This is a genomic window from Nocardioides xinjiangensis, from assembly GCF_017916385.1.
Taxonomy (GTDB): Bacteria; Actinomycetota; Actinomycetes; order Propionibacteriales; family Nocardioidaceae; genus Nocardioides; species Nocardioides xinjiangensis.
Genome location: NZ_JAFMSW010000001.1, coordinates 2,259,325 through 2,280,344 on the forward strand (window position 1 = coordinate 2,259,325; position 21,020 = coordinate 2,280,344).

Here is a 21,020-nt window from a genome sequence, read left to right on the forward strand (position 1 = left end):
CATGGCAGTGCAGACGATCGTCCACCTCCTGCGCCACGGCGAGGTGCACAACCCCGGAGGCGTGCTCTACGGCCGGATGGACGGCTTCCACCTCTCCGACCTCGGCAACCAGATGGCGCGGCGCGTCGCGGAGTCGATCGGCGACCGCGACATCGTCCACCTGCGCACCTCGCCGCTCGAGCGGGCGCGGGAGACGCTGGCGCCGCTGGCCGAGCGCCTCGGCCTCACGCCGGAGGTCGACCGTCGCGTCATCGAGTCGGGCAACAAGTTCCAGGGCGTCAACTTCGGCGCCGGCGCGAGGACGTTCCTCAAGCGGCCCGACCTGCTGCGCCACATGTACAACCCGTTCAAGCCGTCGTGGGGGGAGCCCTACGACCAGATCGCGGGTCGCATGGTCGCCGCGCTGCACGACGCCCGCGACGCCGCCGCCGGCCACGAGGCGGTGATCGTGTCCCACCAGCTCCCGATCTGGACGACGCGGCTCTTCCTGGAGAAGCGCAGCTACCTCCACCACCCCAAGAACCGGCAGTGCACGCTGTGCTCCCTCACCAGCGTGGTCTTCGACGACGACCGCGTGGTGCAGGTGCGCTACTCCGAGCCGGCCGGCGACCTGATCCCGGTGGGCGACCGCTCCGCCCCGTTCTCAGCCGGGGGCGCCCCGCGGGAGGACCGGCCCTGAAGCTCGTCCGTACGCTCCTCGCCCCGCTCGGGGCGCCCCTGCTGGGGCTCGCCTGCCTGCTCGCGCTCGCCGGCTGCTCGAGCCTGTCCGGGACCGGTGACAAGGGCTACATCACCGGCACGGGCGTCCCCACCGAGGTGAAGGCGGTCGACCGCGGCGCGCCCGTGGAGCTGACCGGCACCGACCTCGACGGCGAGGAGGTCGACCTCGCCGAGCTGCGTGGGCGGCCCGTCGTCGTCAACGTCTGGGCGTCGTGGTGCCCCCCGTGCATCGTCGAGCAGCCCGACCTCAACGCGGCGGCCGCCGAGCTCGGCGACGAGGTGGCCTTCGTCGGCCTCAACATCCGCGACGCGTCCACCGACGACGCCAAGGCCTACGTCCGCGACCTCGACGTGCCCTACGCCTCGATCTACTCCGCCGACGGCGCGGCGCTGCTGCCGTTCGCGGGCACGCTGACGCCCCGCTCGATCCCCAGCACCGTCGTCCTCGACGGGGAGGGCCGCATCGCCGCCTCCGTCAACGGGCGCATCCCCACGACGCAGACCCTGGTCTCGCTGGTGGAGGCGGTCCTCGATGAGTGACTGGTTCCAGGAGACGGCTCTCTCCGGCTCGATGGTGCTGGCTCTGCCGGTGGCCCTCGCCGCCGGGCTCATCTCGTTCTTCAGCCCCTGCGTGATCCCGCTGCTGCCCGGCTACCTGTCCTACGCCACCGGGATCTCCGGCGGCGACCTCGACCAGGCGCGCCGCAGTCGACTGGTGCTGGGCGCCACCCTCTTCGTCCTCGGCTTCTCCCTCGTCTTCGTGCTGCTCGGCAGCCTCACCGGCGCCGCCGGCGCGTGGCTGTTCACCCACACCCGCCAGCTCAACCTCGTCCTGGGCGTCATCACGATCCTGCTCGGCGTGGCGTTCCTCGGTGCCTTCGGCTTCCTGCAGCGCGACTGGCGCATCCACCGTGTGCCGGCCGTCGGGCTCGCCGCCGCACCGCTGCTCGGCTTCCTCTTCGGAGTCGGGTGGACGCCGTGCGTGGGCCCGACCCTGGCGGCCATCAACGTCCTGTCGGTCAACGAGGCTACGGCCGGGCGGGGCGCGCTGCTCTCGGCCGTGTTCGCCCTCGGTCTCGGCCTGCCCTTCATCGCCGCGGCGCTCGCCTACCGCCGCATGCTCGGCGCGTTCGCGGTCGTCCGGCGACACCAGCTGCTCGTCGTCCGGCTCGGCGGCGCGATGATGATCGTCGTCGGCCTGCTGCTCGTCACCGGCTGGTGGGACCGGATCGTGCAGTGGCTGCAGCTGCAGGTCGTCCAGGGATTCACGGTGCCGGTGTGACCGACCTCCAGCAGCGGCCGTCCGACGACCGCCAGGCCACCGCACTGCCCCCCGACCTCACCGTCCGCGAGCTCGGGCGCTGGACGTGGCGCCAGCTCACCTCGATGCGGACGGCTCTCGTGCTGCTCCTGCTCCTCGCCTTCGCCGCGATCCCGGGCTCGGTGATCCCGCAGGAGGACATCGACTCCCTCGCGGTGTCCCAGTGGCGCGACGACCACCCCCGCCTGGCCCCGATCTGGGACCGGCTCGACCTGTTCTCCGTCTACGGCTCGGTGTGGTTCTCCGCCATCTACCTGCTGCTCATGGTGTCGCTGGTCGGGTGCATCATCCCGCGGCTCCTCGTGTACGCCCGCGCGCTGCGGGCCCGGCCGCCGAGGGCCCCCCGCCACCTGTCCCGCCTGCCCGAGAGCGCGTCGTACACCACCGGCGACGCCCCCGAGGCCGTGCTCGGCCGTGCCGCGGACGTGCTGCGGGGCCGACGGTTCCGCGTGGAGCCGGACGACGGTGCCGTCGCAGCGGAGCGCGGCTACCTGCGCGAGGCCGGCAACCTGGTCTTCCACCTCGCCGTCATCGTCGTGCTGGTGGGCGTCGCCGCGGGCAGCCTGTTCGGCTACAAGGGCGGCGTCATCATGCTCAACGGCGAGGACTACGGCTTCTCCAACAACCTCACCCAGTACGACGACTTCGCCCCCGGTGCGCTCTTCGACCCCGACGTGATGGAGCCGTTCTCGTTCAGCATCACCGACTTCCAGGTCGACTGGCTGACCGAGGGCCAGCGCGCCGGCATGGCGCGCGAGTTCGTCGCCGAGCTCGCCTACGAGACCGAGCCGGGCAGCGGGACGAAGTCCTACGACCTCAAGGTCAACCACCCGCTCACGATCGGCGGCACCGACGTCTTCCTCATCGGGCACGGCTACGCCCCGGTGATCACCGTCCGCGACGGGGAGGGCGAGGTCACCAAGAGCGGCCCGGTCGTCTTCCTGCCCACCAACGCCCAGACCTTCGAGTCCTTCGGCGTGGTCAAGGCGCCGTTCGCGCGGCCGGAGCAGATCGGCCTCGAGGGCACCTTCTACCCGACGTTCGCGATGGGGGAGGACGCCGAGGGCAACCTCAGCATGCCCGGCTCGATCTGGGGCGACGCCCTCGACCCGCTGATCTCGATGAGCGTGTGGACCGGGGACCTGGGCGTCGACGACGGCAGCGCCTCGTCGGTCTACGTCCTCGACAAGGCCGGCGCGACCCAGGTGACGGAGGCCGACGGCCGGCCGTTCCGCCTCGACCTGCGCCCCGGCGAGACCGCGAAGCTCCCCGACGGTCTGGGGACCGTCACCTTCGACGGGCTCGAGCGGTGGAACAAGATCCAGATCAGCCGCAGCCCCGGCAAGCTGGTGGCGCTCGCGGGCGTGGTGCTCGCGCTGCTCGGCCTGCTCGGCTCGCTGTTCGTGCGCCCGCGCCGGATGTGGGTGCGCGCGCGGCGCCAGGACGACGGCACCACGCTCGTCGAGGTGGCCCGGCTCGACCGGTCGTCGGGAGGCGACCCCGAGGACGGCGCCGCCGAGCTCGCCGCGGTCGTGGCCGCGCTGCAGGGCGCGGACGACGACACGACCACCAGCAACGAGAAGGAGCAGCAGCCATGACCGACGAGTGGTGGGAGACGTTCAGCTACCAGGGCGTCATCGCGGCCGCAGTGCTCTACTTCCTCGCGATGCTCGCCTACTTCTTCGAGCTGGCCGGGCTGCGGTCGGTGTCGAAGGACGAGGAGCTCGACAGCCGCCGTACGGCGGTGGCCGGCCGCCTCGGCCTCGTGCTGGCGGGCTTCGCCGTGGTCGTCCACCTCGTCGCGCTCGTCGCGCGGGGCCTCGCCGCCGACCCGAACCGGGTGCCGTGGGGCAACATGTACGAGTTCACGATCTCGGGCACCTTCGTGGTCGGGCTGATCTTCGTGGTCGCCGCGCTCCGCACCGACGTCGAGTGGCTCGGACCGCTCGTCACGACCTTCGTGGTGGCCGCGCTGATGGCGGCGTTCCTCGGCCTCGACGACGCCGTGCTGCCGCTGCCGGACGCCCTCAACTCGCCGTGGCTGGTGATCCACGTGGTCTCCGCGGTGATCTCGACCGGCGCGTTCACGATCGGGGCGCTGCTCTCCGGGCTCTACCTGGTCAAGGCCCGCTCGACCGCGACCACGGGCTACCTGGCGCGCGTCCCCGACCCCAAGGTCCTCGACCGGCTCTCCTACCGGATGCACGCCTTCGGCTTCCCGGTGTGGACCTTCGCCGTCCTCATCACCGGGCCGATCTGGGCCCACCAGGCGTGGGGCGCCTACTGGAACTGGGACCCCAAGGAGGTGTGGGCCTTCATCACCTGGGTCGTCTACGCCGCCTACCTGCACGCCCGCGCGACGGCGGGCTGGCGCGGGCGCAACGCCGCGGTGCTGGCGCTGGTCGGTGCCGCGACGCTGTGGTTCAACTTCATCGGCATCAACTTCTTCAGCTCGTCCAGCCAGCACTCCTACGCCGAGGGCGCCCAGCAGGAGCGGTCAGTCGTCCTCCGGGTCGCGGGGCCGGTCGAGACCGCGCAGGAAGTCGGGGTCGTCGTCGGGGCCGATCACGCGCGGGCGTGACGTCGTCCCCCCGTCCAGGCGCCGCAGCGTCAGCTTGACCAGGAACCACACGACGACCGCTATCAAGGCGACGACGAGCAGGACCTTCAGCATTCCTCCAATGTAGTAGGGGGCCCCTAGGCTGGAGGCGTGAAGGAGTTCGTGGTCTACACGCTCATGCGGGTCGTGCTGTTCGTGGCGGCGTTCGCCATCGTCGTCGGAATCATGGCGTTGCTCCTCGACGGCCGCTACAACCTGTTCTGGTCGGTCATCCTCGCCTTCCTCATCTCCGGTGTCGCGTCGTACTTCCTCCTCGACCGCCAGCGCGAGGCGTTCGCCCGGCGCGTGGAGGCGCGCGCGGCGCGGGCCTCCGCGGCGTTCGAGGAGCGCAAGGCGCGCGAGGACTCGGACTGACGCGAGGCGGCTCCGGCGGCATGGCGACGCTGCGGGTGACCCGGCGCCAGGCGCTGGCCTGGCGGATGCGGCGACAGCACCTGTCGGTGCCCGGCGCCTCCGGCGCGGCGGGCGCGGGCGACGCGGGCGAGGTCGTCCGCACCCTGGCGGCGCTGTCGGTCTTCGGGTCCGACCCCGACCTCGCCGTGCGCCGTCGGCTCGCCGAGCCGCGGCAGCCGGGTGAGGTGCAGCGCGCCCTGCGCGACGGCCGGCTGCTGCGCACCTTCTCCTTCCGCGGCTCCGTGCAGGTCATGGCGCCCGAGACCGCGGGGTCCTACCTCGCGCTGCGCGCGGCCGGGAGGCAGTGGGAGCTGGCCAGCTGGGTGGAGCACTACCGGCTGCGCGCCGAGGACTGGCCCGACCTGAGGGCGGCCGTCCGCGAGGTCGTCGCCGGCGGACCGGTGCCGCCGCAGGCGGTGGCCGACGCGCTCGCGGGCAGCGCCCGCTTCGGGCACCTGGCCCGCGAGTTCGCCGAGCCCAACCACACCTTCCTCAAGCCCTTCGCCTGGCAGGGCGACATCGCCCTGGGACCCGAGCTCGACGGCCCGCTGGCCCTGCAGAGCCCGACGGCCGCACCCGGCTGGGCAGGCGTCCCCCCTCTCGACGAGGCGGGGCGCCGGGCGGTGCGGGAGTACGTCGGCGCCTACGGGCCGGCCGCTCCCGAGCACCTGCACTACTGGCTCGGCGAGGGTCTCAGCGCGGGCCGCAGGCGCATCGACCGTTGGTGGGACGAGCTGCACGGCGACCTGGCCGAGGTCGACGTCGAGGGCGAGCCGCGCTGGGTCCTCGCCGACCAGGCCGACGAGCTCGCCGCCGTGCCTCCCGAGCCGACGGTGCTGCTCCTGCCCGCCAAGGACGCCTGGGTGATGGGCCCGGGCACCAAGGACACCTGGGTGGTGCCCCCGGAGCACCGGGCGGCGATGACGCGCGTCGCCAACCCGGTCGTCGTCGACGGCGTCGTGCGCGGGACCTGGCGCACCGACGGCGACGTGCTGGAGGTCGCGGCACCGCCGTCCGCGGGCCTGACGGCCGATGCCGACCGGCTGGGTGCGCTGCTCGGGGTCGGGCTGCGGCTCAGAACCCCGTGAGGCTGTAGGGCGGCTCGGCCAGGTCGGCCATCGCAGCGAACCGGCGTACGGCGGCGTCCTGACCCGCGACCCGGCCGGCGCGGTGCAGCAGGAGCACCGGCACGGCGCTCAGGTAGAGCGATCCGAGCGTCTCGGCGGTGAGGCTGACGTCGGGCGCGCGGTCGGTGGGGGACACCGTCGCCACCCCGTCCGACGTCGCCAGCTCGAAGCCGCCCGCCGCGTGGCCCTGCGGGTCGTCCACCTCCACGACGACCGTCCCGTCCGCCGCCCACGGGCGGGCGGCGAGAGCGCGCGGCACGTCGAGGACGCGGAGCCAGAGGAACTCCGGCACCTCGGTCGTGCTCACGCGGTTGAGGTCGGTGAGCGCCCATGCGAGCGGGTCGTCGGGGTGGAAGAGGTTGAAGCCCACCTTCGTGACACGGTCCATCCCTGCGAGGAACGACCACAGTCCCAGCTGCGCCTCGGGACCGAGCGCGATCATCTCCTCGACCCGCACCGAGTCCTTCTCGCCGTGCTTGAAGACGACGAAGCCGTCGACGGTGCCGGTGGCGTCGAGGTGCACGGCCACCCGGATCTTGCGGTTGGGGCCGCCGGCGGTGAAGTCGTACGCGCCGGTGTGGATGTCCTCGTACTGCGCGGGCCACTCGACCGAGCCGCGCTGCCGTGCGTGGAACGCGTCGAACACCGCCTTCAGGTGCCGCCAGGCGGTCCCGGGCTCGACGAGCTCGACACGGCCGGGGTCGACGAACGAGCGCATCGCGAAGCCGGTCGTCGTGTCGACGTCGACGCCCTGCCGGAAGGTGGCCGGCCCGAACCCCCACCGACCGTAGATCGTGGCCTCCGACGCGGTGAGCGCCGCCATCGGCACGCCCTGTGCCACGGCGTCGGCCAGGTCGTCCTCGACGAGCCGGCGGAGCAGCCCGCGGCGGCGGTGGGCCGGGCTGGTGGTGACGTCGGTGATCATCCGCAGGGGGAGGAGCTCCCGGCCGGCGTTGAGGGTCTTGTCGAAGCTGGCGTACGTGGCGACCGGCATCGGACCGGCGCCGAACTCGCCCTCGGGCAGCCAGGCGCCGCGGACGATCACGCGGTCGGTGCGGTAGTGCGCGACCCAGCGCTCGACCATCTCGTCCTCGGGCCGGTCGTCGCGGAAGCCGCGCATGACCGCCTCGATCCAGCCGCGGCGTCGGGCGGCGGCCTCGGTGCCGTCGTCGGAGAAGTCGAGGATCGCGAAGTCGTAGTCCACGCGGTCACGCTAGTGAGGGCGGGACCGCGCCGGCCACGGGTTATCCGGCCGCGGCCGGGTCAGCCCGCGACGACGAGCGGCACGGCGACCAGCACCGACCACAGCAGCTCGGACGCCCCCGTGGCGGCGAGGACCGGCACGAGGGCGGGCCCGGCGGCACCCGCCAGCACCGCACGGGCGGGGGCGGCCGCGCGGACCAGGAAGCCGAGCCCGGCCAGCGCCCACCACGTGGTGGCGGCACCGACCGCCACCACCGCAGCCGCGGCGACCAGCACGAGGAAGGCGTAGAGGTGGCGGGTGCGCTCGTCGCCGAGGCGCACGGCCAGGGTGCGCTTGCCGGCCACCGTGTCGGTGGGGATGTCGCGGAGGTTGTTGGCGACGAGGATCGCGCAGGCCAGCGCACCGATGCCGACGCCGGCGTAGAGGGCGGGCCACTCCCACGTCCGCGTCTGGACGTACGTCGTCCCGACGACCGCGACGAGGCCGAAGAACACGAAGACCATGACCTCGCCGAGGCCGAGGTAGCCGTAGGGCTTGTCCCCGCCGGTGTAGTACCAGGCGGCCACCACGCACACCAGCCCGACCGCGACCAGCCACCACGCGGTGGTCGCGGCGAGGACCAGGCCGGCTGCGGCGGCCACCCCGAAGGCGGCGAAGGCAGCCGCCTTCACCGCGCGGGGGCTCGCTGCCCCCGAGCCGACGAGGCGCATCGGTCCCACCCGGTCGGCGTCGGTGCCGCGGATGCCGTCGGAGTAGTCGTTGGCGTAGTTGACCCCGACCTGGAGCGCGAGGCTGACCACGAGGGCCAGCAGCGCCTTCCACCAGACGGCCTCCTCGACGTACGCCGCCACGCCGGTGCCGGCGAGCACGGGCGCGACCGCGGCGGGGAGGGTGCGCGGCCGGGCGCCGGCGATCCAGTCAGCGGTGGAGGTCACCGGTGGATTCTGGCAGTGGCGCCTCGGGCTCGACGATCGAGGGCGGGCCGGCGGTCGCGACCTCCTCGGTGTGGGGGCCGCCGACCCGCGCGTCGGCGAGCACGTCGGCGGGGACGTTCCTCTCGAGGAAGCGTCGTCCGGAGTGCGCGGCGGAGTGCAGGCCGACAGCGGCCACGGTGACGATCGCGGCGATCGTCAGCCAGCCGAAGGCACCCCAGTGCATCGCGAGGAGGCCGTAGACGGCGGGCGCCCAGAACCGGCCGAGCGTGTTGCCGAGCTCCGAGACGCCCTGGTAGTCGCCGCGCCGGCGCGGGTCCATCAGCTCGGCCTCGAAGGTCCAGCCGGAGGCGGAGAGGAAGAGCTCCGCCACCGTCAGGACGACGTGCCCGAGGAAGAACATCGCGATGGTCACCCAGCCCACCGTCTCGTGCGTCGCGAGGGTGATCAGGCAGGTGAGGACGAAGAAGCAGGTCGAGATCCGGACCGCCCGCAGGGCCGTGTCGACGTCGTGGATGCCGCGCGAGGTGAGGCGGGGCAGCACGATGCACATCACCGTGTTCGTGGCGAACAGCACCGCCACGAGGACGCGCGGTGCGTCGGTCTCCGCCACCAACCAGAGCGGGATCACGGTGTGGAGCAGCACCTGGTTGGTCCAGAGGACCCCGGTGAAGAAGGTCACCGCGATCCAGCTGCGGTTGCGGATCGCCGGGATGCCCTCCGGCTTCGCCCTCGGCTCGGGGCCCCGGACGTCGTGCGTCGCGTCGGGCAGCCGCAGGATGGCGGCGGCGTTGACGACGAAGAGGACGGCGGTCAGGACCGGCGACCAGCGGAGCACGTCGGTGCCGAACGCGATCGCGCCACCACTGAGGAACGCACCGAGGCTGAAGCCGACGTTGAGCGCCGAGTACATGTACGCCCGGGACTCCACGCGCTCCGCAGGCGGCAGCACGTCGATGACGTAGGCGCCGTGGGCGGTGCCGCCGAGGGTGCCGGCGACCTCCATCGCCACTGCGAGGGCGACGTACTCCGGGAAGCTGTCGACGAACGGCCACGCGAGGAACAGGGCGCTCTGCACGGTCGCGCTCAGCGACCACATCCGCTTCGGCCCGAAGCGGTCGACCAGCTTGCCCATCGGCACCGCGACGCAGAAGCTCGCGACCGCGGCGATCGTGAGGCCGAGCCCGACCTCGGCCAGCGTCAGCCCGACGACGAACTTGAAGAAGACGGCCGAACCGGCGAGGAAGGCCCCCTCGCCTGCGGCGAAGAGCAGCGATTGGACGGAGAGCCGCCCAGCGAGGCTGGAGGGCGGGGTGGCGTAGCGGACCAGTGCGGCGATCATCGCCGACATTCTCTCCCGGGGCACCGACGGTCGTCCTCCCAATTCCCTCGACCGTCGTAGGGCTCGGTCGTCGCGCAGTCCGATCGTCGGCGGGAAGCGGCTCGTCGCCGTGCCAGTGGGTCGCGATCCGCGCACCGCGAACACGTTCGAAAACAGTTCTCCACAGATGTCTTCGGGCAGGTCAGGATGTCGGTGAGGTCTGGGAGACTGGACGCATGTCCACCACCACCCCGGCTGCTGTTGATCGGCCCTCGAGCCGTGCGGTGCTGGATCGTGCGGTGGCGGCGGTGGAGTTGCGGCGGCGGGCCGAGGTGGAGGTGGTGGAGGCGGCGTTGGCGTGGGCGCACGCCCACGTGCTGGCCGCGGACGCCGATGACGACCTGGTCGCGGGGTGGCGCTCGGACACCGTCGCGGCGGTGGGGAGCGCTGCGGGGTTGTTCGGGGAGCGGGCGCTGCCGGTCGCGGGGGCGGGGACGCCGCTGGTGGCGGAGTTCGCGGTGGTGGAGCTGGCGGCGGCGTTGGACCTGTCGCACGAGGCGGCGTTGGCGCTGGTGGGTGACGTGCTCGACCTGGCCCACCGGCTGCCGCGGCTGTGGGCGCTGACCCGTGGGCTGCGGGTGCCGGTGCGGCTGGCGCGGGAGGCGGCGCGGGTCTCGCGCGACCTGGACGTGGTGGCGGCGGGGCATGCGGACCGGCTGCTGGTGTGGCAGCCGCGGCGGTTGAACCCGCACCGCATCGCGGTGCTGGTCCACGAGGCGCGGTTGTACGCCGACCCGGACCGGGCGGTCGCCGACCACGACCACGCGTTGGCGGCGCGGCGCGTCGAGGTGCACCACGACGAGGGCGCCCCGGGCACGTCGGCGGTGTTCATGACGCTCGACACCGCCGACGCGGTCGCGTTCGACCACACCGTGACCACGATGGCCGCCACGATGCGCTCCCTGGGCCACCCCGGCGCGCTCGGGGTGCGCCGCGCGCACGCGGTCGGGGTCCTCGCCGACCCGCAGAAGGCACTCGACCTCCTGACCGTGGCCGCGGTCGCGGCACGCGACAGCGGGCCGGCGACCGGGGCCGCGGAGACAGGTGCCCCGGTCTCGCAGACAGATGGTCCGCCGCTCCCGATGGACGATCCCAGGGTCTGCGTCGCCGAGGACGCCGCCTACGAACCCGCCACCCCGTTCCGACGCCCCACCACCAGCGGCGGCAGCGGCGGCGGAGACAGTCAGGGCAACGAGGGTGGCGAGGTGCGGCTGGTCGTGCACGTCACCGACCGCGACCTCCTCGACACCCACTCCGGTGCCGCCGCGTCTGTCGCCAGCCGTGGTGTGGCGAGGTGTGACCGGCTCGGCCCGATGCTCCTGGGCCGGCTGCGGTCGTGGCTGCTCACCGCCGGACAGGTCACCGTCACCCCGGTGCTGGACCTCGACCCGCACACCACCGCCATTCCCGCGGTGGACCGCCACGACCCACCCGCGCGCATGGCCGAAGCGGTCCGACTGCGCGACGACACCTGCGTCTACCCCCACTGCGGCCGCCCGTCGCAGCGCTGCGACCTCGACCACATCACCGCCTACGTCCCCCTCCACGACGGCGGACCACCGGGCCAGACCCGCCCCGACAACCTGGCACCGCTGTGCCGGCGCCACCACCGCGCCAAGACCTTCGCCGACTTCACCTACCACCGCCGACCCGACGGCTCCTACCACTGGACCCTGCCGTCCGGACGCACCGTCACCACCGACCCACCCCACCGACGACCCCAACCGCCCCGCTGAGCCCGACACCCACCCGGTGATCGGGCCACCGGCACGCCCGGACCTGCCGACGAGCGACGGGCCGAGCCGATGTTGCCGGGTGTGGTCCCGGGTTCTGCGTCAATCCGTGCCGGGCGCGTCGCCGAAGCACCGTGGTGACGACGAGATCCGCGGATGGGACGGTCCGCAGCAGACGGTTGACGCGCGCGCAGATCGAGCAGGTGGCACGGCGGATGAATGCCCCGGAAGGACAGCTCGTCGTCTTCTCCCGCGACGGCGTCGTCCTGCACACCGACGCCGAACGACGCGGAACGCTGGCACTGCACGACGAGATCTACGCGGCCCGCCGGATCGGCAGCGAGATCGAGATCCAGCGGATCCCGAACCTGGATCAGTGATCCCCGTGCTGGTGCAGCTCGGGGCGGAAACACGTATCCGCCCGGCTCCACGGGGGCGGAGTCGGGCGGATACGGGCGTCGACTGCTACGTCCTGGCTCGTGCCGGCAGTAGCCGCACTGCGCCGTGGGCTGCAGCGGCGCTCAACATGCCGAGCACCTGGCCCAGCGAGCGTAGGTGTAGTGGGGTCACCGGTTGGCGCCGGCGCGGTCCGCGGCGTCGTCGTCGTAGAAGTCGCGGCTGCCGGACTTGGCGAGGCCGCGGCTGATCATGTAGCCGATGGTGAGGAGGGTGACGTAGAACCACGCCTCCTGGGTGCCGAAGTCGCTGTTGTCGGTCACGGCGGCCGCGACGAGGACGGCGACGGCGATGACGACGTACGCGATGAGCTCAGTGGTCTTGTACGACGACTTGGTCTCGGTGCTGACGCGGCGGGTGGTGGTGGGGCGGGTGTCGGCGTTGGTGGTCGACATTGGTGTCTCCTGTGTGACTCGCGAAGATGGCGTGCCCATGGTCTTGAGCCCGTGCGCCGATGGGCGCAGGGCCGCTCCGTACCCGTCGCCAGTGCGCTCATGCCCTGTCCCGTTGTGGGCTGCATCTCAAGCGGCGCGCTGCGCATCGGATCGACGACGAGGGGAACCGCCCCGGCAGGCTGCTCGGGCACCCCGGGAAGACCTGGGCGGCTCAGGCCCGGGCGCTCCAAGAAGCGGGGCGCCCGGGCTGCATTCCCGGGCTGCCCCCCGGGCGGTTGACCCCGTCCGCTACCGCGTTGCGCCACAATGTCCCCATGGCTGACCGCAACAGCGCGCACCTCCAGCAGCAGATCGACGAGCTCGTCGGCAAAGTGGCGACGAACACGGACCACATCGCCACCCTCACCGGTCGGGCCGATGCCTCGCATGCCCGCGCCGACGCCACCGAGCGACGGGTCGACGACATCGAGGCACGTGCGGCGGTGGACCGGGAAATCATCGCGGAGCTGCAGGCGGACGGCGTGCTCTCCCGCGAGCACGTCTCCCAGCTCGAGGCCGCGCTGGTGTCGTCCCGCGTGATCGGCACCGCCGTCGGATTCCTCATGTCCACCCGCGGCATCGGCCAGGACGAGGCCCTGGCCGTGCTCAAGCAGACCAGCCAGCGCACGAACAAGAGGATGCGGGACCTCGCGGAGACAGTGATCGCCGAAGCTGCCGCACCCCGGTAGACCCAGCACGTCCCGTCCGAAGGCCTTCGCTCGTGACAGGGCGGCGGCGCCCTCTCGCCTGCAGGTCGCGCCGCCGCCCTGCGAGCCGCACGGCTCGGGGGGCCCTGCTTTCCGGCGGGAGGTCGGCGCAGGGAGTCGAGCAGCCACCATGACAGCGCTCCGGCGCGCTGAAGTGTTACGGCCCCGGGCCAGCAAGTCGTGGTCCGCCGCCGAGAGCACCGCGACAGCGCTGCGCCGGCACCCGACTACCCAGCCGGGTAGGCGTAGACCACGCCGCGGATGCCCGTCGCCTCCTGGCAGCGCTCGATGCGGTCGGCGAACGTCTCTCCGCGCCACGACCTGAAGTCCGCGACCGGCGGGTACCAGCCACCACCGCCGTCGAACACGGCACCCACCTGCGCTGCGGGAGCGTCCTCGAGCTGCGGCGCGTCGTCGAACACCACCGTCCTGTTGTCGGCGTCCCATGTCGCTCCGTGCGGCCAGAACACGATGGCGCTGCCCAGGACCAGGCACCCCTTCCGGAGGTGGAGCAGCCCCGACACCTCCGCCGTCGGGTAGCTCTCCGCCTCCTCGGGCGCTGCTATCACCGGCGTCTCGGTGCCGGCGCCGTCGCCCGGCGCTCCGCCGGTGGCGCTTCCGCACGCGCTGAGCGCCAGCACCAGGCAGCCGGATCCTGCGAGCGACGTCCGTCCTCCCTGATCGCGCACCACCAGCCCCCTCGCATCGTGTGCCTGAAGTCTGCCGCGCAGCGCGGATGTCTGTCCTTCGTCGCCTAGATCGAGATCACGACCCCGGCGATCGCCGCGTTCGCGAGGTTGGCCAGCGCGCCCGCCAGCAGGGCGCGCAGCCCGAGCTGGGCGACGACGCCCCGGCGCTCGGGCAGCAGTGACCCGATCGTGCCGATCTGGATCGCGATCGAGCTGAAGTTCGCGAAGCCGGCGAGCGCGAAGGTCACGACGGCGACGGTGACGGGGGAGAGGCTCTCGACCTCGGGGCCGAAGCTGGCGAAGGCGACGAACTCGTTGAGCACGGTCTTCTCGCCGATCCACGACCCGGCCTGCACCGCCTCCGACCACGGCACGCCGAGCAGCCACGCGAGGGGAGCCAGGCACCAGCCGAGGAGCCGCTCGAAGGTGAGGCCGTCCACCCCGACCCAGGAGCCGACGGCGGCGAGGATCCCGTCGGCCATGGCGATGAGGGCGATGAAGGCGATGAGCAGCCCACCGACCGTCACCGCGATCCGGGCCCCGGCCAGGGCGCCGCGACCGATGGCGTCGATGACGTTCGACGACTCCTCGTCGCGCACCGAGCGGACGTCGACCTCCTCCTCGCTGTCCACCGGCGTGGCGCCGTCGAGCTCGTCGTCCTCCGGCGTGCTGTCGGGCCACATCACCTTCGCCATCAGCAGCGAGGCAGGGGCGTTCATGACGGTCGCCGCCAGCAGGTACTCCAGCGGCGCGCCGAGCAGCGAGTAGCCGACGAGCGTCGATCCCGCGGCCGCTGCGAAACCCGCCGCCATGATCGTGAAGAGCTGGCCCCGCCTCAGCGAGCGGAGGTAGGGCGCGATCATCAGCGGCGCCTCGCTCTGCCCGAGGAAGATCACGGTCGCGCCGTACATCGACTCCACCTTGCTGACGCCCAGGAGCCGCGCGAGGGCGCCGCCGAGGAGCCACGTGGCCCACTGGACGAAGCGCAGGTAGTAGAGCAGCCCGATCAGCGCGCCGAGGAAGATGATCACCGGCAGCACCTGCAGCGCGAAGATGGTCTCGTTCTCCTCGCCCACCGCGAGCAGCGGCCCGAAGACGAACGCCGTGCCCTCGTCGGCGTACCCGATCAGCGTCGCGACCCGGTCGGAGAACCACTCGAGGGCGTCCCTGCCCGGTCCCCAGCGCAGCACGAGCGCCGCGAACCCGACCTGCAGCGCCAGGGCGACGCCCACCGTCCGCCACGAGATGCCCCTCCGGTGCCGCGACAGAGCGACCGCGACGAGCAGCAGCAGCGCCAGGCCGAGGATCCCCCGCAGGTCAGCCATCGCCGCGCCGCTCGTCGCCGTCCGCCCGGTCGTCCTCCGGGGGAAGGCCGCGTGCGAGGTCGCGGGTGTCGCGGGCGATGCGCTCGGCGCGCCGGCGCTCGAACAGCAGGATGACCGCGACCACCGCGACCATCACGACGACGGTGACGACGAGCCGGTAGGCGTCCATGGCCCCACCATGGCACGGGCTACGGGTGGACCGACAGGTGCTCGGGCGGCACCCGGTCGGTCAGCCAGACCCCGTTGCCGGTGCGCCAGAACGTCGCGCCCGCCCCCACCATGGCGCCGGCGTCCACCTCGAGCACCACGGCATCGCCTCGGCGCCGACCCACGCGTCGGGCCGTGTCCACGTCGCCCGACAGGTGCACGTGGTGGCGGCCGCGGCGGTCGAGTCCCGTGGCGAGGACGGACGGCAGGTTCCGTGCGGGCGTGCCGTGGAAGAGCACGGGCGGCGGGTCGGCCGGCGTCAGCGCGAGGTCGACCTCGACGGAGTGGCCCTGCCGTGCCCTGATCCGGTCGCCGGCCCGGTCGACCTCGAAGCGCTGCTTGTCGTTGGTCCCCACGACGCGGTCGAGGTCCGCGCGGGCCAGAGGCGACCCGGCGGCGGCGAGCGCGGCGAGCAGGTCGTCGACGGCCACCCAGCCGTGGGCGTCCAGCGTCAGGCCGACGGAGTCCGGCCGGTGCCGGAGCACGTACGACAGCCGCTTCGAGGTGCGGACGTCGTCGGGCCGCACGGGTCAGGCCCCGGGCACCACGCGCATGTCGCGGTCGGCGCCGCCGTCCAGCGCCCGCAGCGCCTCCTGGTAGGGCTCGCTCTCGTGGGCGGCCACCGCTGCCTCGACGGACGCGAACTCGATGACGATCGTGCGGGTCGCCTCGCCCTTCTCGAAGGTGGCCTCGGGCATCCCGCGCACGAGGAACCGTCCGCCCGCCGCGCGCAGCGCCGGCCCGGCCAGCTCGGCGTAGGCCGCCACCTTGTCGGGGTCGTGGACGGCCTTGTAGGTGGTGATCCAGTACGCGGTCATGGCGCCGACACTACGGCGTGCGCCAGCGGCTAGCGTGGGCCGCGTGAGCTTCCTGCGGCCCTCGGACGAGCCGGCGGTCGCCATCGGGCAGCTGGCGCGATGGCTCGGGGCCGACGACCCCGAGCCGCTGCTGATCGAGACGTCCGGGTCCTCGGGCCGACCGAAGGGCGTGGTGATCCCGCGCTCCGCCGTGCTCGCCAGCGTGGAGGCCTCGGCGCGCCGGCTGGGCGCGACGGGGCGGTGGCTGCTCACCCTTCCGTCGTCGTACGTCGCGGGCGTCCAGGTCATCGTCCGGTCGCTGGTCGCCGGACACGAGCCGGCGGTGGTCGACGGGCTGGACGTCGGCCGGGCCGCGGCGGCCGACCGCACGGGCACCCCGGCGTTCGTCTCGCTCGTGCCGACCCAGCTCCACCGGATCCTCCGCGATCCCGAGCAGACGGCCGCCCTCGCCCGCTGCCACACCGTCCTCGTCGGGGGCGCAGGACTGGACGCCCAGCTGCGCCGGCGCGCGGAGGAGCACGGCGTGCGCCTGGTGACGACCTACGGGTCGTCCGAGACCTCCGGCGGCTGCGTCTACGACGGCGTGCCGCTCGACGGGGTGGGCGTCGCGCTGGGAGCCGACGGCCGGATCCGCATCGCCGGACCGACGCTGTTCAGCCACTACGACGGTGACCCGCAGCTCACGGCCGAGACCGTCGTCGACGGCTGGTTCCTCACCTCCGACGTCGGCCGGCTCGACGAGGACGGGCGCCTCCGGGTGCTCGGGCGCGTCGACGACGTCGTGATCAGCGGCGGCGTGAAGATCCCGCTCCCCGCGGTCGCCGAGCGCCTGCGCCGGCACGTGCTGGTGGAGGACGCCGAGCTCTTCGGCGTCCAGGACCCCGAGTGGGGCCAGCGGCTCGTGGCGGTGCTCGTGGGCACCGCCGACGACGCCGAGCTGCGCGACTGGATCGGCATCGAGCACCCGCGGTCGTGGGCGCCGCGCGAGTTCCACCGGGTCGAGCGGCTCCCGCTGCTGGCCAACGGCAAGGTGGACCGGCAGGCGATCCGGACGAGCCTCCGGCTCCCCTGATCGGGCACGCTTCAGCCATGCACGTCTTCTCCATCCCGCTGCGCACGAGGTTCCGCGGCATCACGGTCCGCGAGGGCGTGCTCCTCCGCGGCGACGCGGGCTGGGGGGAGTGGTCGCCCTTCCTCGAGTACGACGACGTGACCGCGCGCCCCTGGCTGGCCTGCGCGCGGGAGGCGGCGGACCTGGGCTGGCCGGCGCCGGTGCGCGACTTCGTCCCGGTCAACGTCACCGTCCCGGCCACCGACCCGGAGCGGGCGCACGCGATCGTCGTCGCGGGCGGCTGCCGGACCGCGAAGGTGAAGGTCGCCGAGCACGGGCAGGACCTCGCCGACGACGTGGCGCGCGTCGAGGCGGTGCGCGACGCCCTCGGCCCCGGCGGCCTGGTGCGGGTCGACGCCAACGGCGCGTGGGACGTGGACCAGGCCGTCCGCGCCATCGCCGCGCTCGACCGCGCCGCGGGCGGGCTGGAGTACGTCGAGCAGCCGGTCGCCGCGGTCGAGGACCTCGCCGCCGTGCGCCGCCGGGTGGACGTGCCGGTGGCGGCCGACGAGTCGATCCGCCGCGCCGAGGACCCCTACCGGGTGCGCGACCTCGAGGCGGCGGACGTCGCGGTGCTCAAGGTGCAGCCCCTCGGCGGCGTCCGGGCGTGCCTGCGGATCGCCGAGGACATCGGTCTGCCGGCCGTCGTCTCGAGCGCGGTCGAGTCGAGCGTCGGCATCGCCGCCGGCGTCGCCCTTGCGGCGGCGCTGCCCGAGCTGCACCACGCCTGCGGGCTCGCGACCGTCCAGCTGCTCACCGACGACGTGGCCACCGACCCGCTCCTGCCGGTCGACGGGATGCTGCCGGTCGGGGTGCCGGAGGTCGACGCGGCGGCGCTGGCCAGGCTCGCGGCGACCGAGGACCGGGTGGCCCACTGGCGCGACCGGCTGGCGTCGGTAGGGCAGGATCAGCCGGCGTGACCAACCCCTCGACCCAGCTCGCCCGGACCGTGGTGACCGCGCTGCGCGGCGCGGCGGTGCGTGAGGCGGTGATCGCGCCGGGATCGCGGAACGCACCGCTCTCCTTCGCGCTCTACGACGCGGCCTCCGCCGGCGCGCTGCGCCTCCACACCCGCCTCGACGAGCGCACGGCCGCCTTCGTCGCCCTGGGGCTGGCGAAGGTGAGCGGCCGGCCGGCGGCGGTCAGCTGCACGTCGGGCACCGCGGTGGCGAACCTGCTGCCAGCCGTCGTCGAGGCGGCCCACGCGGGGGTGCCGCTCGTCGTGGTGACCGCCGACCGCCCGGCCCGGCTGCGGGGCACCGGCGCCAACCAGACGACCGACCAGCGCGGCATCTTCAGCGGGTTCGCGCCGAGCCTCGACGTGGCGCACGCCGGTCTCGACGAGCTAATCGCCTTCCTGCGGTCCCACGACGGGCCCGTGCACCTCAACGTCCAGCTCGACGAGCCGCTGCTGCCCGACGACCACGGCTGGGACGCCGGGGCGGCGGCGCCGGAGCGGGCGGTCGCCTCCGCGACCCCGCCCCTCGAGAGGCTCGTCCTCGACCCCGGTCCGCGCACGGTCGTGGTGGCGGGGGACGACGCCGGTCCGCCGGCACGTGTCCTCGCCGAGGCCGCCGGGTGGCCGCTCCTCGCCGAGCCGTCCAGCGGGTGCCGCACCGGCGACCACGTCATCCGCACCTACCGCCTGCAGCTGACGGGCGAGCTCGGCCGGCAGGTCGAGCGCGCGGTGGTGCTGGGCCACCCCACGCTGTCCCGTCCGGTGTCGCGCCTGCTCGCCCGCGACGACGTCGAGGTCGTCTCGGTCCGCCACCGCGGCCTGTGGACCAAGCGACCGTTCGCGGTCGCCCGCGAGGTCGACCAGGTCGGGGTCCGGGAGCCGGACGACCCGGCGTGGCTGGCTGCGTGGCGCGAGGCGGACCGCACCACCTCCCGCGCCCTCGACCGGCTGCTGGCCGCGGAGCCGGACCTCACGCCGTACGAGGTGGCGGGCGCGGTGAGCCGGGCGCTGCCCCGACGCGGCCTGCTCGTGGTGGGTGCATCGAACCCGGTCCGCGACCTCGACCTGATGGTCGCGCGCTACGAGGTGGGCGGGCGCCGCAAGGTCATCGCCAACCGCGGGCTCGCCGGCATCGACGGCACCATCAGCTCGGCGGTGGGGGCCGCCCTCGGTCGGCCGCAGTCGTCGCGCGCCCTCGCGCTGATGGGCGACGTGACGTTCCTGCACGACACGACCGGCCTGTTCCTGGGCCCGCGCGAGGAGCGGCCGGACCTCACCATCGTCGTGGTCAACGACGACGGGGGGTCGATCTTCGCGACCCTCGAGCAGGGCGGTCCGGAGTACGCCGACAGGTTCGACGTGCTGTTCGGCACCCCGCACGGGGTCGACGTCGCCGCCCTCTGCGCCGCGGCCCGCGTCCCGCACCTGCGGGTGACGTCGCTGCCCGAGCTGGAGCAGGCGCTGGCCTCGCCCAACGGCGGGATCGAGGTCGTCGAGGCCCGGGTGCGCCGGGACAACCGGGCCGAGCTGGACACAAGGATCCGCGCGCTGGTCCCGTGAGGGACCAGCGCGCGGACGGAGTTCAGCAGTCGGGGCTCAGCAGTCGGAGCTCAGGACGTCAGGAGGCGGGGGTCTCCCACACGCGCACCCAGTCGACGTACATGTGCTGCGGCAGCTTCTTGTCCGACATCTCCAGCGCCTCGTAGTCGGAGGCGAGCAGGCTCAGGATGAGGTACTGCTGCTCCTTCGAGACGCGGGCCGACGTGCGCCACGTCTCCTTGCCGTCGATGCGGAAGATGATCACCCTGGGCGTCCACTGCACGGAGAACACGTGGTAGTTCTTCGACCAGCCGTCGCGCTTGTTCTTCAGGAACGACTTCGAGTCCTTGATCCACGAGCCGGTCTTGATCAGGCGCTTGCCCTTGTACCAGTGGATGAAGCTGGTCAGGCCGCCCTGCGGGTGCTTGTCGCCGAAGTACTCGATGACGTCGATCTCGTGGCCGTCGCTGCCCGGCCCGTTCTCGCCGACGGGCTGCGACCAGAAGCTGGCGTGCTGTCCCTGGCTCTTGTGCATCTTGATGCGGGCGGCCGCGACGCCGTACCTGAACGAGAACGCACCGTTGGTGCCGACGTGACCGTTGAGGCGGTAGGAGATCTTCTTGGTCACCTTGCGGGACTTGGCCTTGCACTTGCCCTTGGCGGAGCGGTCCTTGATCACGCTGAGGCGCAGGGCGCCGCCGCCGACCTTGACGGCCTTCGGGTCGCCCTTGGAGCACTTGCGCTTGCTCCGGGGCTCGTAGTTCTGGCCGCGCATGCCCCACGTGGAGCTCAGCGAGTTGCCGGAGAACTCGTCGGAGAAGGTCGGGACCAACCACCGCGAGGTGTCCTGGCTCCCGCTCGACTCCGCCTTGAGGCCCTTGAACTTCTGAGCAGTGACGCGGTAGGTCAGCGGCTGGCCGCCCTTCGAGACCAGGGCGGAGAACTCGGCGCGACCCGCCTTGTCCTGCTTGGCGGTGTCGACCTTCTTCCACGAGGAGCCGTCGAACTGCTCGAGGGCGACCGGGCGGCCGACCTTCGTCGGCTTGATGGTCGCGGTGACGGCAGCCTTGGCCGAGCTCGCGCTGGCAGTGCCCCGGCCCTGCTGGACGATCTGGGGGAGCACCTCCATGGAGACCCTCTGGCCGGCCTTCTTGGTGACCGACGTCGACGTGGCGCGAGCCGCGGAGTCGGTGGCCGAGCCGGTCTCGGTCGTCAGGAGCAGGGACGCGGGCAGGAGCAGCGCAGCGACGCTGCCTGCGAGCACGCGGCGTGCAGAAGACATGGGAACTCTCTTCGTCTCGGGTGCGATTGGTGTTTCCCCCTGGGCACTCCACCCGTCGGAGGC

General features: G+C 73.1%; 24 protein-coding genes. 13 read left to right on the plus strand and 11 right to left on the minus strand.

Annotated elements, in window-relative coordinates; all coding sequences use genetic code 11:
* The first annotated feature begins 1 nt into the window (after position 1).
* From J3P32_RS10640 to ccsB, 5 genes are all read left to right on the plus strand, one after another.
* Entirely contained in the window at positions 2-679 is a 678-nt protein-coding gene (locus tag J3P32_RS10640) for a histidine phosphatase family protein (RefSeq protein ID WP_210439735.1), read from the plus strand.
* A 137-nt stretch (positions 680-816) separates the two neighbouring features.
* Complete coding sequence (locus J3P32_RS17850; protein WP_307807850.1) at positions 817-1,260, plus strand: TlpA family protein disulfide reductase; 444 nt, start codon at positions 817-819, stop codon at positions 1,258-1,260.
* Positions 1,253-2,002, plus strand: a complete 750-nt coding sequence (locus J3P32_RS10650; protein WP_210439736.1) for a cytochrome c biogenesis CcdA family protein — start codon at positions 1,253-1,255, stop codon at positions 2,000-2,002. Before J3P32_RS17850 ends, J3P32_RS10650 begins: the two co-directional genes overlap by 8 nt.
* The gene (resB, locus tag J3P32_RS10655) at positions 1,999-3,639 is read left to right on the plus strand and encodes a cytochrome c biogenesis protein ResB (RefSeq protein ID WP_307861657.1); all 1,641 of its coding nucleotides are present in this window, start codon (positions 1,999-2,001) and stop codon (positions 3,637-3,639) included. The genes J3P32_RS10650 and resB overlap by 4 nt, the downstream gene beginning before the upstream one ends.
* The gene (ccsB, locus tag J3P32_RS10660; RefSeq protein ID WP_210439737.1) at positions 3,636-4,622 is read left to right on the plus strand and encodes a c-type cytochrome biogenesis protein CcsB; all 987 of its coding nucleotides are present in this window, start codon (positions 3,636-3,638) and stop codon (positions 4,620-4,622) included. Before resB ends, ccsB begins: the two co-directional genes overlap by 4 nt.
* On the opposite strand, the gene J3P32_RS10665 is transcribed toward ccsB, so the two are convergent.
* Entirely contained in the window at positions 4,539-4,715 is a 177-nt protein-coding gene (locus tag J3P32_RS10665; protein ID WP_210439738.1) for a hypothetical protein, read from the minus strand. The genes ccsB and J3P32_RS10665 overlap by 84 nt on opposite strands.
* Before the next feature lie 36 nt (positions 4,716-4,751).
* Here J3P32_RS10665 and J3P32_RS10670 point away from each other — a divergent pair, with 36 nt between their 5' ends.
* Positions 4,752-5,015 carry a DUF4229 domain-containing protein gene (locus J3P32_RS10670; RefSeq protein WP_210439739.1) on the plus strand — a complete coding sequence of 88 codons (264 nt, stop codon included), beginning with the start codon at positions 4,752-4,754 and terminating at the stop codon, positions 5,013-5,015.
* Positions 5,016-5,035: 20 nt separating this feature from the next.
* Positions 5,036-6,142 carry a DNA glycosylase AlkZ-like family protein gene (locus J3P32_RS10675; protein ID WP_210439740.1) on the plus strand — a complete coding sequence of 369 codons (1,107 nt, stop codon included), beginning with the start codon at positions 5,036-5,038 and terminating at the stop codon, positions 6,140-6,142.
* Here J3P32_RS10675 and J3P32_RS18500 read toward each other — a convergent pair.
* The 3 genes from J3P32_RS18500 to J3P32_RS10690 are packed head-to-tail and all read right to left on the minus strand — an operon-like array spanning position 6,129 to position 9,659.
* Positions 6,129-7,385, minus strand: coding sequence for a GNAT family N-acetyltransferase (locus tag J3P32_RS18500; RefSeq protein ID WP_210439741.1), 1,257 nt, complete (start codon positions 7,383-7,385; stop codon positions 6,129-6,131). The genes J3P32_RS10675 and J3P32_RS18500 overlap by 14 nt on opposite strands.
* A 59-nt stretch (positions 7,386-7,444) precedes the next feature.
* Positions 7,445-8,320 (minus strand): 1,4-dihydroxy-2-naphthoate polyprenyltransferase, encoded by an 876-nt coding sequence (locus tag J3P32_RS10685; RefSeq protein WP_210439742.1) that lies wholly within the window; start codon positions 8,318-8,320, stop codon positions 7,445-7,447.
* Positions 8,304-9,659, minus strand: a complete 1,356-nt coding sequence (locus J3P32_RS10690) for an MFS transporter (RefSeq protein WP_210439743.1) — start codon at positions 9,657-9,659, stop codon at positions 8,304-8,306. The genes J3P32_RS10685 and J3P32_RS10690 overlap by 17 nt, the downstream gene beginning before the upstream one ends.
* Before the next feature lie 215 nt (positions 9,660-9,874).
* On the opposite strand from J3P32_RS10690, the gene J3P32_RS10695 reads away from it, so the two are divergent.
* Both J3P32_RS10695 and J3P32_RS10700 read left to right on the plus strand, forming a co-directional pair.
* Complete coding sequence (locus J3P32_RS10695) at positions 9,875-11,434, plus strand: HNH endonuclease signature motif containing protein (RefSeq protein WP_210439744.1); 1,560 nt, start codon at positions 9,875-9,877, stop codon at positions 11,432-11,434.
* 176 nt (positions 11,435-11,610) lie between these two features.
* A complete protein-coding gene (locus tag J3P32_RS10700) occupies positions 11,611-11,811 on the plus strand; it encodes a hypothetical protein (RefSeq protein WP_210439745.1) in 201 nt (66 codons plus the stop codon).
* 186 nt (positions 11,812-11,997) lie between these two features.
* On the opposite strand, the gene J3P32_RS10705 is transcribed toward J3P32_RS10700, so the two are convergent.
* Positions 11,998-12,282 (minus strand): hypothetical protein, encoded by a 285-nt coding sequence (locus J3P32_RS10705; RefSeq protein ID WP_210439746.1) that lies wholly within the window; start codon positions 12,280-12,282, stop codon positions 11,998-12,000.
* A gap of 314 nt (positions 12,283-12,596) precedes the next feature.
* Between J3P32_RS10705 and J3P32_RS10710 the strand changes: the two genes are divergently transcribed.
* Complete coding sequence (locus J3P32_RS10710; protein ID WP_210439747.1) at positions 12,597-13,010, plus strand: ANTAR domain-containing protein; 414 nt, start codon at positions 12,597-12,599, stop codon at positions 13,008-13,010.
* Between the two features lie 245 nt (positions 13,011-13,255).
* On the opposite strand, the gene J3P32_RS10715 is transcribed toward J3P32_RS10710, so the two are convergent.
* From J3P32_RS10715 to J3P32_RS10735, 5 genes are all read right to left on the minus strand, one after another.
* Positions 13,256-13,717, minus strand: a complete 462-nt coding sequence (locus J3P32_RS10715; RefSeq protein WP_210439748.1) for a hypothetical protein — start codon at positions 13,715-13,717, stop codon at positions 13,256-13,258.
* A gap of 65 nt (positions 13,718-13,782) precedes the next feature.
* Positions 13,783-15,042: a NupC/NupG family nucleoside CNT transporter gene (locus J3P32_RS10720; RefSeq protein ID WP_210439749.1), complete on the minus strand. Its 1,260-nt coding sequence runs from the start codon at positions 15,040-15,042 to the stop codon at positions 13,783-13,785.
* Positions 15,035-15,211: a hypothetical protein gene (locus J3P32_RS10725; RefSeq protein ID WP_210439750.1), complete on the minus strand. Its 177-nt coding sequence runs from the start codon at positions 15,209-15,211 to the stop codon at positions 15,035-15,037. The genes J3P32_RS10720 and J3P32_RS10725 overlap by 8 nt, the downstream gene beginning before the upstream one ends.
* A gap of 19 nt (positions 15,212-15,230) precedes the next feature.
* Positions 15,231-15,776, minus strand: a complete 546-nt coding sequence (locus tag J3P32_RS10730) for an RNA 2'-phosphotransferase (RefSeq protein WP_210439751.1) — start codon at positions 15,774-15,776, stop codon at positions 15,231-15,233.
* A gap of 3 nt (positions 15,777-15,779) precedes the next feature.
* Entirely contained in the window at positions 15,780-16,067 is a 288-nt protein-coding gene (locus J3P32_RS10735; RefSeq protein WP_210439752.1) for a DUF1330 domain-containing protein, read from the minus strand.
* Positions 16,068-16,110: 43 nt separating this feature from the next.
* Between J3P32_RS10735 and J3P32_RS10740 the strand changes: the two genes are divergently transcribed.
* The 3 genes from J3P32_RS10740 to menD are packed head-to-tail and all read left to right on the plus strand — an operon-like array spanning position 16,111 to position 19,696.
* The gene (locus J3P32_RS10740) at positions 16,111-17,139 is read left to right on the plus strand and encodes an AMP-binding protein (protein ID WP_307861658.1); all 1,029 of its coding nucleotides are present in this window, start codon (positions 16,111-16,113) and stop codon (positions 17,137-17,139) included.
* 17 nt (positions 17,140-17,156) lie between these two features.
* A complete protein-coding gene (locus J3P32_RS10745; protein WP_210439753.1) occupies positions 17,157-18,098 on the plus strand; it encodes an o-succinylbenzoate synthase in 942 nt (313 codons plus the stop codon).
* Positions 18,095-19,696 carry a 2-succinyl-5-enolpyruvyl-6-hydroxy-3-cyclohexene-1-carboxylic-acid synthase gene (gene menD, locus J3P32_RS10750; RefSeq protein ID WP_210439754.1) on the plus strand — a complete coding sequence of 534 codons (1,602 nt, stop codon included), beginning with the start codon at positions 18,095-18,097 and terminating at the stop codon, positions 19,694-19,696. Before J3P32_RS10745 ends, menD begins: the two co-directional genes overlap by 4 nt.
* 58 nt (positions 19,697-19,754) lie before the next feature.
* Here the strand turns inward: menD and J3P32_RS10755 are convergent, their stop codons facing one another.
* The gene (locus J3P32_RS10755; RefSeq protein ID WP_210439755.1) at positions 19,755-20,957 is read right to left on the minus strand and encodes a glycoside hydrolase family 16 protein; all 1,203 of its coding nucleotides are present in this window, start codon (positions 20,955-20,957) and stop codon (positions 19,755-19,757) included.
* Between the last annotated feature and the right edge of the window lie 63 nt (positions 20,958-21,020).

Coding starts and splice junctions, on each gene's coding strand:
- J3P32_RS10755 (WP_210439755.1), bottom strand. CDS start 20,957: ATGTCTTCTGCACGCCGCGTGCTCGCAGGCAGCGTCGCTGCGCTGCTC.
- J3P32_RS10650 (WP_210439736.1), top strand. CDS start 1,253: ATGAGTGACTGGTTCCAGGAGACGGCTCTCTCCGGCTCGATGGTGCTG.
- J3P32_RS10745 (WP_210439753.1), top strand. CDS start 17,157: ATGCACGTCTTCTCCATCCCGCTGCGCACGAGGTTCCGCGGCATCACG.
- J3P32_RS10710 (WP_210439747.1), top strand. CDS start 12,597: ATGGCTGACCGCAACAGCGCGCACCTCCAGCAGCAGATCGACGAGCTC.
- J3P32_RS10690 (WP_210439743.1), bottom strand. CDS start 9,659: ATGATCGCCGCACTGGTCCGCTACGCCACCCCGCCCTCCAGCCTCGCT.
- J3P32_RS10720 (WP_210439749.1), bottom strand. CDS start 15,042: ATGGCTGACCTGCGGGGGATCCTCGGCCTGGCGCTGCTGCTGCTCGTC.
- J3P32_RS10735 (WP_210439752.1), bottom strand. CDS start 16,067: ATGACCGCGTACTGGATCACCACCTACAAGGCCGTCCACGACCCCGAC.
- J3P32_RS10695 (WP_210439744.1), top strand. CDS start 9,875: ATGTCCACCACCACCCCGGCTGCTGTTGATCGGCCCTCGAGCCGTGCG.
- J3P32_RS10665 (WP_210439738.1), bottom strand. CDS start 4,715: ATGCTGAAGGTCCTGCTCGTCGTCGCCTTGATAGCGGTCGTCGTGTGG.
- ccsB (WP_210439737.1), top strand. CDS start 3,636: ATGACCGACGAGTGGTGGGAGACGTTCAGCTACCAGGGCGTCATCGCG.
- J3P32_RS10675 (WP_210439740.1), top strand. CDS start 5,036: ATGGCGACGCTGCGGGTGACCCGGCGCCAGGCGCTGGCCTGGCGGATG.
- J3P32_RS10640 (WP_210439735.1), top strand. CDS start 2: ATGGCAGTGCAGACGATCGTCCACCTCCTGCGCCACGGCGAGGTGCAC.
- J3P32_RS10705 (WP_210439746.1), bottom strand. CDS start 12,282: ATGTCGACCACCAACGCCGACACCCGCCCCACCACCACCCGCCGCGTC.
- J3P32_RS10725 (WP_210439750.1), bottom strand. CDS start 15,211: ATGGACGCCTACCGGCTCGTCGTCACCGTCGTCGTGATGGTCGCGGTG.